The organism is Nocardia sp. CC201C, assembly GCF_030010695.1.
Lineage (GTDB): Bacteria > Actinomycetota > Actinomycetes > Mycobacteriales > Mycobacteriaceae > Nocardia > Nocardia otitidiscaviarum.
Genome location: NZ_JASCXP010000200.1, coordinates 1 through 13,044 on the forward strand (window position 1 = coordinate 1; position 13,044 = coordinate 13,044).

Below are 13,044 nucleotides of genomic sequence, written 5' to 3' on the forward strand. Positions count from 1 at the left end.
CCCCCCCCCCCCCCCCCCCCCCCCCCCCCCCCCCCCCCCCCCCCCCCCCCCCCGCCACCGGATGCCCGAGCCGGTAGCGCAGCAGGCTCGGCCGCGCGTGCGCCAGCCAGTCGTCCAACCCGGAACCGGTGACCGATTCGGCGCACAGCGCCTCCATGGCCCCGCAGCCGGAGTGTCCGCACACCACCACCGAGCGCACGTCGAGTTTGTCCAGCGCGTAGATGAGTGCCGCCTCCATGGAGGCGTCACAGCCGTCGGCGGGCACCAGATTTCCGACATTGCGCACGGTGAACAGGTCACCCGGACCGCTGTTGGTGATCACATTCGGCACGATCCGCGAATCCGCGCAGGCCAGGAAGAGCGAGTCCGGTTCCTGGCCGTTGCGCAGCACATCCAGGTGCGTGCGCATGACGTGGGCGTTGCGGCGGTGGTAGGCGGCCACGCCCGCGACGATCGGATCGGCCGACACCGCGGTACGCCGCCACGGGCCGAGCACCTCGTCCAGCAGCAGCCGGGACTGTCCGCGCGCGGGTGGCCCGTCCACGGCCGCGGCCATGCGCACCGTCCCGATATCGACGAATTCCACGGTGCCGCCGCCACTTCGATGCTGCCTCGCCCATTCCTCGATGGCGTCGTAGGCGGCGTGGTCGAGGAAGTCGACGGTCGACTCCACCGTCACGTCCACACCGGCGGGCACCTTGGCCAGCTCGCTGGTGAGCTTGGGCAGCGCCAGGAAGGTGCAGGTGCCGTCCACCACCACTCGCCACCGACCGCCGTCGTCGGGGGCGGCGGTGACGCTCACCCGCACCACCCGCACCAGCAGCAGCGCGAAGGCGAGCACCAGGCCGACAACCATGCCCAGCAACAGATTCCAGAAGACCACCCCCACCACGGTGGCCGCGTACACCACCAGGTCGCCGGTGCGCTGTGCGCGGCGGATGTGCGCGAGCTTGATGAGCTGCACACCCACCACGATGAGCAGCCCGGCCAGCGCCGCCTTGGGGATCTGCTGCACCACCCCGACCAGCAGCACCGAGAAGATCAGGATCCACAGCCCGTGCAGCATGGTCGAAACCTTGGTGCGCGCACCGGCTTTCACATTGGTGATGCTGCGGACGATGACGGCGGCGATGGGCAGGCCGCCGATGAGTCCGGACACCATGTTGGCGCCGCCCTGCCCGATCAGTTCCCGGTCCAGGTCGGTACGATGGCTGGGCCGCATCCGGTCCACGGCGACCGCGGAGAGCAGGGTCTCCACGCTGGCGATGAGCGCGACACTCACGGCGGTGAAGGCGATGGCGGTCCAATTGCCCTGCGGCAGTTCGGGAATGCGCAGCTCATCGAGCAGTGAGCCGTTCAGCACGATGCGCTCCGCGTCGATCGGCAACACGGCGGCCAGCAGCGCGGCCACCAGGACCGCCACCAGCGGACCCGGGACGGGGCGCAGCGGCCGGGGCATGTACTTCCAGCCGATCAGGATGGCGATCACGAGCACGCCGATGAACAGGTCGCCGCCGTCGGCGGTGCGCAGCTGGTGCGGCAGTCCGGTGATGCTGTCCCAGGAGGAGCTGAGCGAGCCGCCGCCGAGCAGTACGTGCAGCTGCTGAAGTGCGATCACCACGCCGATGCCCGCCAGCATGGCGTGCACCACCACCGGCGCGATGGCCAGCGCGGCGCGCGCGATCCGGCTCAACCCGAAGCCGATCTGCAGCAGCCCTGCCAGCATCGTGATGAAACAGGTTGCTGCCCAGCCGAATTGGTTGATCGACTCGGCGACCACCACGGTGAGCGCCGCCGTCGGCCCGCTCACCTGCAACGCCGACCGGCCCAGCATGCCCGCGACGACGCCGCCCACCACGGCGGCGATGAGTCCGGCGGCCACCGGCGCGCCCGCGGCGACGGCGATCCCGATGGACAGCGGCAGGGAGACCAGGAAAACCACGAGGGAAGCGGGCACATCGTGGCGGAGTACGGCGGCGAAACCGGGTAGCGACGTCCGGACGGCTGGTTCGGTGTCGGTCGACATATCTCTCCTTCGCCGAATCGGCTCGGCCGATCCGGTTCATCGGTCAACATGTACTGGCATCGAGCGCGGGCGGGCGAAGCTGTAGAGCCGACCGATCGTGGGCCGCTGGAAACGCGGCCCGATCGAAGGTCGCGCTAATCGTAAAGACTGAGCAAAGACGGCGAAAAGGCTTTGCCCGAACCGCTATCAAACTGTGACCTGCGCCACCATCAAACGGACTGCGGCCACGACCCGGTTCCGAATTTTCGCGCCGCGCACACATGGCCTAGGTCATCGCATCCGGTGGCGATCGGCACTGCTCCACGGCACCGGCCGGGACGGACAGTGAGACGACGGGCGCGGCTCCACGCACCCGGCGCGCATCCGGTGGTTAGGAGGCGGACCCATGTCCTCGCTGCGCATTGTTTCCGGTAGTGCCAACCCGCGATTGGCCGAATCGATCGCCGACGCTCTCGACGTCACCTCCGAGGCATCGGCGGTGGAGCGATTCCCCGACGGGGAGTTGCGGCCCCGGGTGGAGCATGTCGGCGGCCACGACGTGTACGTCGTGCAGCCGACCGCGCCGCCCGCCAACGACTCGCTCATGGAATTGCTGCTGTTGCTGGACGCGTGTCGGCGGGCGCGGGCACGGCGGGTGACGGCGGTGGTCCCCTACCTCGGCTACGTGCGGCAGGATCGGCGCACCCACACCGGGGAGTCGCTCGGCGCGCGGCTGGTGTGCGAGGCCATCGCCCAGGCGGGAGCGGAACGGCTGGTGGTGGTCGATCCGCATACGCCGACCCTGGAGGCCATGTCCCCGATTCCGGTCGAGACGCTGTCGGCGGTACCGCTGCTGGCGTCGCGGCTCACCGCGGGCCGCACCGACCGCACGGTGGTCGTCGCCCCGGATCTGGGGGCCGGTCCGCTGGCCGAACGGTACGCGGCCGCACTCGGCACCTCGGTCGCCATCGTGCGCAAGTTCCGGCAGAGCGGCACCGAGGTCAGCGCCGTGGAACTCATCGGCGATATCGAGGGTCGGCCCACGGTGATCGTGGACGACATGATCGCCACCGGCGCGACCATCGAGGCGGCTTTACGCATCCTGCACTATCACGCCCGCGATGTGGTCGTGGCCGCCACGCACGGCCCGCTGCTGCCCGCCGCCACCGAACGGCTGCGCGCCCTGGGCCTGCGCCGGGTGCTGGTCACCGACACGGTGGCGCACCGCGATAGCGCCGCCCCGCTGGACGTGTGCTCGGTCGGCCCGCTGCTGGCCGACGCCATCGCACGCCTGCACCAGGACCGACCGCTGGCCGAACTGGCCGCACACCGGTGAGCCCCCCGATCTTCCCATCCGCCATCGACGAAGGAGAAGTCCCGATGAATCCCGAACAGACCGTGCCGGATCGCCCCGCCGCCGCGCCCCCGGACGGTGCGTCCGCCTACCCCGTCCACCTACGCGGCGACCTCGACGAACCGCTCTCCCGGTGGCTGTGGCTGGTGAAATGGCTGCTGGCCATCCCGCACTACATCGTCCTGCTGTTCCTGTGGATCGCGTTCTGGCTGGTCACCGTGGTGGCGGGGTTCGCGATCCTGTTCACCGGCCGCTACCCGCGCCCGCTGTTCGACTTCACGGTCGGCGTCATGCGCTGGTCCTGGCGCGTCCAGTTCTACACCTACGCCGCCCTCGGCACCGACCGCTATCCCCCGTTCACTCTGCGCCCCACCGGCTATCCGGCCGAACTCGAGGTCGAGTACCCCGAAAACCTTTCTCGCGGACTGGTTCTGGTGAAGTGGTGGCTGCTCGCCATCCCCCACTACCTGGTGATCGCCGCCCTGTACGGCGGCGGCGTCACGCTGGGCGACACCGCCGCCGAGAACGGCAACGGCACCACCGTCATCCCCCTCATCGGCATCCTCGTCCTGATCGCCGCCATCGCCCTGTTGTTCACCGCCCGCTACCCGCGCGGCCTGTTCGACTTCATCATGGGCGTGAACCGCTGGTTCTACCGTGTGCTCGCGTACGCGGCGCTCATGCGCGACGAGTATCCCCCGTTCCGTCTCGACCAGGGCGCACGCGAAACCGCCTAGCGGGACTGTCGCGGAACACAACCGGCGGGCCTGCGGGCGCGACGGCAGACGGATGTCCCGGTCGCCTCATCGGTGACCGGGACATCCGCCGCGAGAGCTAGCGACGGTCGTCGGAGGCGGGCTCGTCGGAGGCGGGCTCGCAGCGCCAGGCCAGTTCGGCGAGGCGGCTGCGGTAGTCCGCCGCACCGAGGCGACCGGCCAAACGCTCGGCGAGGAGGGCGTTCTCGACCTTGAGGGCGGGCCAGACCTGCCCGCGGTCGGCCCAGTCGGCGGTGAGTTCCGGGGGGATTTCCATGACCTGCTCCAGCGTCGAAGAATTCTCGGAGAACGGAGAGCGGGCGATTCGCGTCGTGGAGCGGCGATCATCGGCACCCGAGTACCGTCTCCACCGGGGCTCCACCCATTTCCACCACCCGAACGCCACCACGAGTGCGCTGACGGCGACCAGTGCGATGCCTGTGACAATCATCCTCACTCCTCCCAACCGTCGATCGCGGTCGTGATGGGAGTGAGTGTGCGCCGCCGCCGACACCGCGCGGCAGTGGAATCCGGTCCCCGCCGCATCGACGAAGGTCACCTGTTTCGAGGTCTCACGCATCACGCCGGACCGCAGCCCAACGGTCATCCTGGTAGTGCCGCACCAGCGTTCACTCAAACCGGTCGAGCGGAAATCGAGGCCCGATGGATACCCATGGTGATTCCGGAAGCATCGTCGTCGGTGTCGACGGCTCCGGCACCGCACTCAATGCCGCGCGGTGGGCGGCCTACCTCGCCGAGGCGCTGGACGCACCGCTCGTGATCGCCGCCGCGGGTCCGCATCGACACGGATCCCCGCACGGTGCCGAGCAGGCACGCGGCGCCGCCGAGTACGCGCTGCGCCTGGTCCGCCGCTGCGATCCGGATCTGCCGATCACCACCGAGGTCAGCGCGGACACCGCGCACCGCGTCCTGGTCGACCGCAGTCGCGGTGCGCGAATGCTGGTGGTGGGCGCGCGGACCGCTTGGGACGACCATGTGGTCGGCTCGACCACGATGGCGGTGGCCCGGCACGCGCACTGCCCCGTCGCGATCTGGCGCGGCGTCGCCGGTCGCCCCATCCCGCGGGACAAACCGGTCGCGCTGGGCGTGGACGGCACCGCGCTCAGCGCCGCCGCCGTCGCACTGGGCTTCGACCTGGCCGCCGCCTTCCACGTACCGCTCACCGCCGTCCACTGCTGGCCGCCCGAGCGCATCGCACCGCTCGGGACCGCCCCCGATCGTGCACCCGCCGAACGCGCCGTCCTGACTCAGGCGCTGGCCGCACCCCGCATCACCCACCCCGAAGTGCCGGTCACCGAACTGGCCCTGCCCGCCGTCCCCGGCCCCGCCCTGACCGAACTGAGCCACAACGCCCAACTCCTGGTCCTCGGCACCCGAGCCCGCTCCACCACCGCCGCCGCCCTGTTCGGATCGACCAGCCGCGACCTCCTGCACCACTCCGCCTGCCCGGTACTGCTCTGCCGCTGACCGAACTGTTTCCCGACCGCACTCGTCGCGAGGCACGCCACCGCGCCCACACGCTCGCCCCGCCGCCACAGGCCGCTCGCCTCGCGAGGTCGACGCCACCGAACTGCTCGAGGTGCAGCTGTGCAACTCGGTGGCCCCGTTCATCCTCATCTCGCGCCTGCGCCCGGCCCTGGCCTCCCCCGCGCGCCGCAAGTACACACCCGCGCGTCGTTCGACCGCCACCACACCCACACGTCACCCGCATCGCCACCACACCCACACACCGCTCAACCGCCGCCACACCCACACGTCGCTCGGTAGGCCGCCTCCCCCGCATCGCTTTACCGACGCCTCCGCCGCGTCGCTTTACCGACGCCTCCGCCGCATGCTTCTCGGCCCGCCGCATCCCCCGCCCGGCCGGTGGTGGACGCACGTCCCGGGGCATCGCCTCCGCGCACGGTTGCGGCACCATGCACGGAGGCGATGTGGTCAACCACGCATACCCACCGCGAGTTCGCGCACGAGCTCCCGGACGGCCGCGCGTCCGGCGCTCGCGTCGGGCGCGTCGAGGGCAGCGCGCACCAGGACGGCTCCGACGACCACACCGTCGGCGTAGGACGCGACCGCGGTGGCACGCGCGGCGTTCGTGATGCCGATGCCGACGCAGACGGGCAGGTCGGTGGTGGTTCTGATGCGGCGCACCAGCTCGGCGGCGGTGTCGCCGAGGGATCCGCCGGAGCCGGTGACGCCCATGAGCCCGGCGGCGTAGACGAAACCCGTTCCCACGGCCGTGATCTCACGCAACCGCTCGGTGGTGGTGCTGGGTGCGACCACGAAGACGGTGGCGAGGTCGTGGGCGGCCGCGTGGGCACGCCACCGGGCGGATTCCTGGACGGGCAGGTCGGGCAGCACGCAGCCCGCACCGCCCGCCGCGGCCAGTTCGGCGGCGAAGCGCTCGATCCCATAGCGGGAGATCGGATTCCAGTAGGACATCACCAGCACGGGTTTGCCGGTGGCGCGGTGGGTCTCGCGTACGGTGCGCAGGACGTCGCGGATGCGGGTGCCGCCGCGCCGGGCGATCTCGGCGGCGGTCTGGATGGTCGGGCCGTCCAGCACCGGATCACTGTGCGGCAGGCCGATTTCCATGATGTCGGCCCCGCTGTCCAAGGCCGCCGTGATCGCGGCGATACCACCGTCGACGGTCGGGAATCCGGCGGGCAGGTAGGTGACAAGCGCGGCCCGGCGCTCCCGTTTCGCCCGGGCGAGCGTATCGGTCAACAGCTGGATGTTCCCGCTCATCGCCGCTCCTCCCCCACCTGGTGCATGCCGAAATAACTTGCGGCGCTGTCCATATCCTTGTCGCCGCGTCCGGACAGGCTCACCAGCAGCACGCCGTCCGGACCGAGTTCCCGCCCCACCTCGAGCGCTCCGGCGAGGGCGTGCGCACTCTCGATCGCCGGAATGATGCCCTCGGTCGCGGACAGCAGCCGGAAGGCGTGCATGGCGGCGGCGTCGGTGATCGGGCGATATTCGACACGGCCGCTGTCGTGCAGGTGCGCGTGTTCGGGGCCGACGCCCGGATAGTCGAGTCCGGCGGAGATGGAATGCGCCTCGGCGATCTGCCCTTCGTCGTCCTGGAGGACATAGGAGCGCGAGCCGTGCAGGACGCCGGGCTCACCGGCCGTCAGGGTGGCCGCGTGCCGCCCGGATTCGACACCGTGACCCGCTGCCTCACAACCGATCAGACGCACAGCGTCGGCGAGGAAGGGGTGGAAGAGCCCGATCGCGTTGGAGCCGCCGCCCACGCACGCGACGGCCGCGTCGGGCAGCCGTCCGGTCCGCTGGAGCAGCTGACGCCGCGCCTCCACCCCGATCACCCGCTGGAAGTCGCGGATCATGGCGGGGAAGGGATGCGGCCCGGCGACCGTGCCGAAGATGTAGTGCGTGCTGTCGACGTTCGCGACCCAGTCCCGGAAGGTCTCGTTGATGGCGTCCTTCAGGGTGCGCGACCCGGTGGCGACCGGAACGACCCGCGCGCCCAGCATGCGCATCCGCGCCACATTGAGCGCCTGCCGCCGCATGTCGACCTCACCCATGTAGACGGTGCAGTCGAGGCCGAACAGCGCACCGGCGGTGGCGGTGGCCACCCCGTGCGATCCGGCACCGGTCTCGGCGATGACGCGGGTCTTGCCCATGCGGCGCGCGAGCAGCGCCTGCCCGAGCACATTGGTCACCTTGTGCGAACCGGTGTGGTTGAGATCCTCGCGTTTGAGGAAAATCCGTGCCCCGCCCGCGTATTCGGCGAACCGGCGTGCCTCGGTGAGGGCCGTTGGTCGTCCCGCGTAGTCGGCGAGCAGGCGCTCCAGTTCGTCGACGAAGGCGGGGTCGGCCTTGGCCTTGTCGTATTCGACGGCGACCTCGTCGACGGCGGCGACCAGCGCCTCCGGAACGAAGATACCTCCGTACCCACCGAAATATCCTGTGGGGCCGGGGAATTGGTCCGGCGGTGCCGGAAAGAAGTACTGGCTGTCCATATCGGCATGCTCCTGAGCCGGGAGCGGCGTCCCGGTGTCCGTGGCGGAAGGGTCACGAGAACGCGCCGCGCACGGCGAAAGCACACCCGATGACATAGGGAGAGCCGACGGGGCCGGGCAGCGGATGGCTGCCCTCAGATACCCCGTCCGATGCGCGGCGCGCCGAGCCATCGCATCCCGTCGACCTGGCCGGGCTCGGCGCCGATCACGAACCGCACCCGCCGTCCGTGCACCCGCCGCGCGGGCGCCCGGCAGCCGCGCGGGCGGCATCCGGGGGCGAGGCGGACGGCAATGGACATGGTTCTGAGCCTAACCCATGCAGGGACGGCTCAGTCGCGCTCGGGTCCGAGGGAGATGCCGCGACTGGCCAACCACGGCAGGGGGTCCACCTTGTCGGAGCCGTTGAGCCACACCTCGAAATGGCAGTGCGGTCCGGTGGAGAAGCCGCGGTTGCCGACCGTGGCGATCTGGTCACCGGCCAGCACCGGCTGCCCTACCGATACGGTGGTCGTATCGACGTGGCCGTAGACGGTGATGGTGCCGTCGTCGTGCAGCAGGCGCACCCACATGCCGAAACCGGAGGCGGGTCCGGCGCTGATCACCACCCCGTCCTCGACGGCGTAGATGGGCGTTCCGATCGGCGCGGCCACATCCACGCCCAGGTGCTGTGCGCCCCAGCGCATCCCGAAGCCCGAGGTGAACACGCCGTCGGCGAATTTCACGAACAGCGGCCGCAGACCCGCCGTGGCCCGCGCCTCGGCGTCGGCGGCGAAGTGCCGCCCGTGCTCCAGAATCGCCTGGAATTGCGAGAGGTCTTCCACCGGCGGGTCGTTCAGGACTTCCGGGAAGTGCGCATCGGTGCCGGTGTGCTGGGCGGGCGGCAGTCCGGCGATCTCCTGGGCGTGCACGCCGGTGTCGAGGCGTTCGCGGGCCGCGGCCTCCTGCATACCGGCCTGCGCGGCCGCGACCGCCGCACCGAGCGCCACCGCCACCACCACGGCCCGGCCCTTCAGCACGCCGATGGGCGAGGGTTTGCGATGTCGGCCCGGCCGCCGCGGCGTTCGGGCATGGTCCTGGGAATCCCTGAAAGCGCTGTCCCGCAACGAAACCGAACCCTCCTACCCGACCCGCTCCACGTAGGCGTTACCGCAGCGCCCCCGCCCCTTCCCGCCACCGGTCACGCCTGACCTTGATTCGGGTGCGAGACCCTACCACCCGAACCTGTGAAGCCCAGGACCACGAAAAACAGCTACCTGGCCGCAATTCGACTCCGACGCACGGATAACAGCCCTGACTGCCACTATGCTGGCCCCATCGACACTCCGCAGGGTTACCAGAAATTCGCCATCGGCGAGCGGGCTGACGGCGACACCGCGGCGTGGCTGTCCTTCACCGGCTGTCTGATCGCGGTGTTCATGCAGATGGTCGACGGCACCATCGTCACCACCGCCCTGCCCAGCATCACCGCGGACCTGTCGGCCTCACCTCGGGCGCAGCTACTGGTGGTGTCGGGGTACGCGCTGGCCTTCGCATGCACCCTGCTCACCGCCGCGCGACTGGGTGAGCTGCTGGGACGGCGCAGGCTGTTCCTCGCAGCCACGGCGGCGTTCACGGCGGCCTCGGTGTGGTGCGGAATCTCGGGCAGCGCGGCCGAACTCGTCGCGGCCCGGGTGGTGCAGGGCATCGCCGCGGCCGGGATGGCGGCCCAGACCATCGCCATCGCCACCGCCAGCTTCCCGCGGGCCCGGCTTCCGCAGGTCTTCGCCGTATACGGCGCGGTGGCCGGATTCGCCGGAATGCTCGGGCCGATCTTGGGCGGGGCGCTGGTCACCGCCGATCCGTTCGGACTGGGCTGGCATGCCATCTTCCTGATCAACCTGCCGCTGGGGCTCGTCACCTTCGCGCTGGCGCTGCGATATCTGCGGCTGGGCCGCCCACCGCAGCGCGAACGGCTCGACCCGGGCGGGGCGGCGCTGTCCACCGCGAGCCTGTTCGCTTTGCTCTGGGCGCTCACCGATATCCAGCAGCACGGGTGGCGGCCGGCGCCGCTGGCGCTGATCGCGGTGGCCGTGGGCGGTGTGGCCGCCTTCCTCGTACAGCAGCGGCGGGCGGCCGCACGCGGGAATCCGCTGGTGCGCTTCGACCTGTTCGCCGATCGCGGCTTCCGCCTGGGTTCCGGACTGGTGACCGTGTTCTTCGGCCTGTTCACGGCCTTCGTCTTCGCGGTGTCGATCACGCTGCAGGAGGTGCTGCGGTTCACGCCGTGGCGCACCGGGGTGCTGATGACGCCGTTCGCGGTGGGCGCCTGCGCGGGCGCGCTGGCCTCGCCGATGCTGGTGCGGCGCTGGGGAGTTCGCGTGCTGGCGGCGGGGATCATCGGCTTCGGGGTGTGCGTGGCGGTCGGTGCGGTCTACCTGTGGCTGACCGCCGGGGCGGTCTCCGTCCCGCTGGTGATCGGCCCGGTCCTCCTGGCGGGCTTGGGCGTGGGCGTGTTCTGTGTACCGCTGCAACCGGTCATGCTGTCCCGGCTGGCGCAGCGGCAGCTGGATTCGGCCTCGGGTCTGCTGCCGACCATCGAGCAGATCGGCAATGCGCTCGGGCTCGCGCTGCTGAGCGCGGTGTTCTTCCGCGCGCACACGCTGTCGGGCAGTGTCTCCATGTTCACCGCCATCGCGGTGGTGGCGGTGGCCACGGGGGTGGCGACCCTCGCGCTGCCCGAACCTCCGGACCGACGCTAGGCCGCCACGCCCGCTACACGCCGAGCGCCGCGGCGAACAGCGGCCAGGAATCGTGCAGATCGTCCTGCCAGTACGGCCAGGCGTGGGTGCCGTTGCGGCGCACCACGGTGGCCGGAATGCCCAGGGCGGCCAGGCGATCGGTCAGGGAGTTGGTGCAGCTGCGCACCACCGATTCCATGCCGCCGCCGACCAGCAGCCGGTCCGCGAGCCGACCGGCGTCGCCGCCGATGGACGGATCGGTCAGGGTGTCGTGCACCCCGGCCCCGCCATTGCCCGACGAGATGTAGAGCGCCACACCGCGCAACCGCTCGGCATTGACCACCGGATCGTGCGCCGCCCAGGCCGGATGGTCGCCGCCACCCCACATATTGTCGGCATTCGCGCCGAACAGCCGCAGCTGCGAGTGCACATACGCGCGGGCCAGCGGGTCACTGGTGCGCGGGCATCCGCTGTAGGAACCCACGGCCTGGTACCGGCCCGGGGCCTCGATGGCCAGGTTCAACGCCGAGGTCGCCGACATGGATGTGCCCGCGACGGCATTGCGGCCGGTCATATCGAAGTGGTTCTCCAGCAGCGGCGGCAGTTCGTCGATGAGGAAGGTCGACCACTTGTTGCGGCCCAGGACCGGATCGTCGGCGACCCAATCCGAATAGTAGGAGGCGTGTCCGCCGATCGGCTGAATCACATTGACCGGTTTGTCGGCGAAGAACTGCGCGACATCGGTGCGATTGGTCCACGGACCGCCCGTTTCGCCGCCGTCGACGGCATTGAGCAGATACAGCGCGGGCGCGGGATGACCCGGATGCGATACCCACACCGGAATGGTCCGATTCATGGCGGCCGAATAGACGACGACTTCGAATTGCCGCCCGCCGAGGGGACGCACCTCGACGATCACGGATCCGGGATCCGCGGTGGCGGGTATCGGCAATAGCACAGCGAATACGGCGAACAGGACAACCAGACAGCGCGTGAGCCGGTGCATGACTGGGATTATCCCTTGTTCAAGACCGATTGTGTGTGATCAACGGGCATGTTCGTCGGCGGAATGCACGCGCAGATCGGTGATATCGCCCGCCGCCCGGCCGGACACCAGCATTCGCTCAGCGACCGCCCACCGCAGTGTGCGCGGCAGATCCGGGGCGAATCGGGTGAAGTACGCGTAGAGCCAGTCGGTTCGGGCCACCAGGAAGGGAAAGTCGGTGCTCATCATCGGACGCAGCACCAGCATGGGCACCGGGGCGTCGAGTGGATGGAAATCGCGATTCCACAGTCCCGGTACCGGGCAGCCGGGATAGAACTGTCCCAGCATCAGCCCCTGCCCGACGATCTCGGTCTTGCGTGCCGCGTGCACGGCGTCGATCAGGTCGTAGCGGGTCAGGTCCGGAAAGAGCGTGATGAGGGTCGAACGCGCCGGCTCGGACGGATTCTCCTGCCGCAGCGCGCGATACACCTCGAAGGCGTCGTCGAGCACACGGTGCATCCGCTCCTCGGTCAGTCCGTCCCCGCCGGATGCGCAACCGGCCCACACCACCTGCCGATCGGCACTGTGCCGCACGAAGGGGCACACCGGTCCGGGACGACCCAGTTCGGGATGCGGCTGGGCCAGATGATCGGCCATCCAGCCGACCAGCGCGGCGGCGGCCGGACCCTGCCGCTCCCATGCCTCGGGATCGGCGTACACATTCCACCAGTGCACGCCCGAGCGTGGCCCGCTCCTCATCGGGAGTCCGCACCGTCGAGGTGAGCGGCCAGTATCGGACCGATGGCGGCGACGACGTCGGCATTGCACAGTTGCGCGTGGGTGGCGTCCACGGGGTGTTCGACGAGAGCGCCGGTGACGTGCGGACGCCACATCCGCGCGTCGAGTCCGGCGGTCATGCCGCGGGTCGCCGAGAAGTACAGCAGGTCGCCGTCGAAGACACCGGGACGGTAGCCGTGCGACAGGCGGACGCCGTCGACATAGCCGCGATGCAGGCGGGTCAGCTGCTCGGCGGTCAGGCCGGTGCCGAAAGAAGCAGCGGCGGAGGCTAATTCGGCAGCCGCTTCGGCGGCGGTGAGATCGGGGAGTTCGTCGGCGTCCTCGGGTTCGTCGCCGAGCAGATGGGTGAGCAGATCGCGCATGCGCGGCGCCGGTGGTGGCGGCATGTCGTCGGGGAAGTCGATGCTGTCGAGCATGGCGAGGGTGGCG

General features: G+C 70.2%; 11 protein-coding genes and 2 pseudogenes. 4 read left to right on the plus strand and 9 right to left on the minus strand.

The genetic code is table 11. The annotated features are described in order from the left end of the window. The coding region (locus tag QK444_RS20595; protein WP_282782721.1) for a SulP family inorganic anion transporter at positions 1-2,026 on the minus strand (2,026 nt) is incomplete at its 3' end. A 385-nt stretch (positions 2,027-2,411) separates the two neighbouring features. Between QK444_RS20595 and QK444_RS20600 the strand changes: the two genes are divergently transcribed. Continuing rightward, positions 2,412-3,341 carry a ribose-phosphate pyrophosphokinase gene (locus QK444_RS20600; RefSeq protein WP_282782723.1) on the plus strand — a complete coding sequence of 310 codons (930 nt, stop codon included), beginning with the start codon at positions 2,412-2,414 and terminating at the stop codon, positions 3,339-3,341. A 107-nt stretch (positions 3,342-3,448) separates the two neighbouring features. Next, a pseudogene (locus QK444_RS20605) lies at positions 3,449-4,096 on the plus strand (DUF4389 domain-containing protein); the annotation flags it as partial. Between the two features lie 97 nt (positions 4,097-4,193). Here QK444_RS20605 and QK444_RS20610 read toward each other — a convergent pair. Beyond that, positions 4,194-4,565 carry a hypothetical protein gene (locus QK444_RS20610; protein WP_282782725.1) on the minus strand — a complete coding sequence of 124 codons (372 nt, stop codon included), beginning with the start codon at positions 4,563-4,565 and terminating at the stop codon, positions 4,194-4,196. A gap of 212 nt (positions 4,566-4,777) precedes the next feature. Between QK444_RS20610 and QK444_RS20615 the strand changes: the two genes are divergently transcribed. After that, a complete protein-coding gene (locus QK444_RS20615; protein WP_282782728.1) occupies positions 4,778-5,602 on the plus strand; it encodes a universal stress protein in 825 nt (274 codons plus the stop codon). A 468-nt stretch (positions 5,603-6,070) separates the two neighbouring features. Here QK444_RS20615 and trpA read toward each other — a convergent pair whose 3' ends face one another. The 4 genes from trpA to QK444_RS20635 all read right to left on the minus strand — a co-directional run bounded on the left by trpA (position 6,071) and on the right by QK444_RS20635 (position 9,131). Beyond that, entirely contained in the window at positions 6,071-6,880 is an 810-nt protein-coding gene (gene trpA, locus QK444_RS20620; RefSeq protein ID WP_282782730.1) for a tryptophan synthase subunit alpha, read from the minus strand. Then, positions 6,877-8,115: a tryptophan synthase subunit beta gene (gene trpB, locus QK444_RS20625; protein ID WP_282782731.1), complete on the minus strand. Its 1,239-nt coding sequence runs from the start codon at positions 8,113-8,115 to the stop codon at positions 6,877-6,879. Before trpB ends, trpA begins: the two co-directional genes overlap by 4 nt. 134 nt (positions 8,116-8,249) lie before the next feature. Further along, positions 8,250-8,414, minus strand: a complete 165-nt coding sequence (locus tag QK444_RS20630) for a hypothetical protein (protein ID WP_186000522.1) — start codon at positions 8,412-8,414, stop codon at positions 8,250-8,252. Positions 8,415-8,444: 30 nt separating this feature from the next. Further along, positions 8,445-9,131, minus strand: coding sequence for a M23 family metallopeptidase (locus tag QK444_RS20635; protein WP_349239533.1), 687 nt, complete (start codon positions 9,129-9,131; stop codon positions 8,445-8,447). A gap of 207 nt (positions 9,132-9,338) precedes the next feature. Here QK444_RS20635 and QK444_RS20640 point away from each other — a divergent pair, with 207 nt between their 5' ends. Then, positions 9,339-10,853 carry an MFS transporter gene (locus QK444_RS20640; RefSeq protein WP_282782734.1) on the plus strand — a complete coding sequence of 505 codons (1,515 nt, stop codon included), beginning with the start codon at positions 9,339-9,341 and terminating at the stop codon, positions 10,851-10,853. A gap of 13 nt (positions 10,854-10,866) precedes the next feature. Here the strand turns inward: QK444_RS20640 and QK444_RS20645 are convergent, their stop codons facing one another. The 3 genes and pseudogenes from QK444_RS20645 to QK444_RS20655 all read right to left on the minus strand — a co-directional run. Next, entirely contained in the window at positions 10,867-11,838 is a 972-nt protein-coding gene (locus QK444_RS20645; RefSeq protein WP_029924209.1) for an alpha/beta hydrolase family protein, read from the minus strand. 39 nt (positions 11,839-11,877) lie between these two features. Continuing rightward, positions 11,878-12,576, minus strand: coding sequence for a DUF6875 domain-containing protein (locus QK444_RS20650; RefSeq protein WP_282782737.1), 699 nt, complete (start codon positions 12,574-12,576; stop codon positions 11,878-11,880). Continuing rightward, a pseudogene (locus QK444_RS20655) lies at positions 12,573-13,044 on the minus strand (non-ribosomal peptide synthetase); the annotation flags it as partial. The gene QK444_RS20650 and the pseudogene QK444_RS20655, both read right to left, overlap by 4 nt.

Coding starts and splice junctions, on each gene's coding strand:
- QK444_RS20600 (WP_282782723.1), top strand. CDS start 2,412: ATGTCCTCGCTGCGCATTGTTTCCGGTAGTGCCAACCCGCGATTGGCC.
- QK444_RS20610 (WP_282782725.1), bottom strand. CDS start 4,565: ATGATTGTCACAGGCATCGCACTGGTCGCCGTCAGCGCACTCGTGGTG.
- QK444_RS20615 (WP_282782728.1), top strand. CDS start 4,778: ATGGATACCCATGGTGATTCCGGAAGCATCGTCGTCGGTGTCGACGGC.
- trpA (WP_282782730.1), bottom strand. CDS start 6,880: ATGAGCGGGAACATCCAGCTGTTGACCGATACGCTCGCCCGGGCGAAA.
- trpB (WP_282782731.1), bottom strand. CDS start 8,115: ATGGACAGCCAGTACTTCTTTCCGGCACCGCCGGACCAATTCCCCGGC.
- QK444_RS20630 (WP_186000522.1), bottom strand. CDS start 8,414: ATGTCCATTGCCGTCCGCCTCGCCCCCGGATGCCGCCCGCGCGGCTGC.
- QK444_RS20645 (WP_029924209.1), bottom strand. CDS start 11,838: ATGCACCGGCTCACGCGCTGTCTGGTTGTCCTGTTCGCCGTATTCGCT.
- QK444_RS20650 (WP_282782737.1), bottom strand. CDS start 12,576: ATGAGGAGCGGGCCACGCTCGGGCGTGCACTGGTGGAATGTGTACGCC.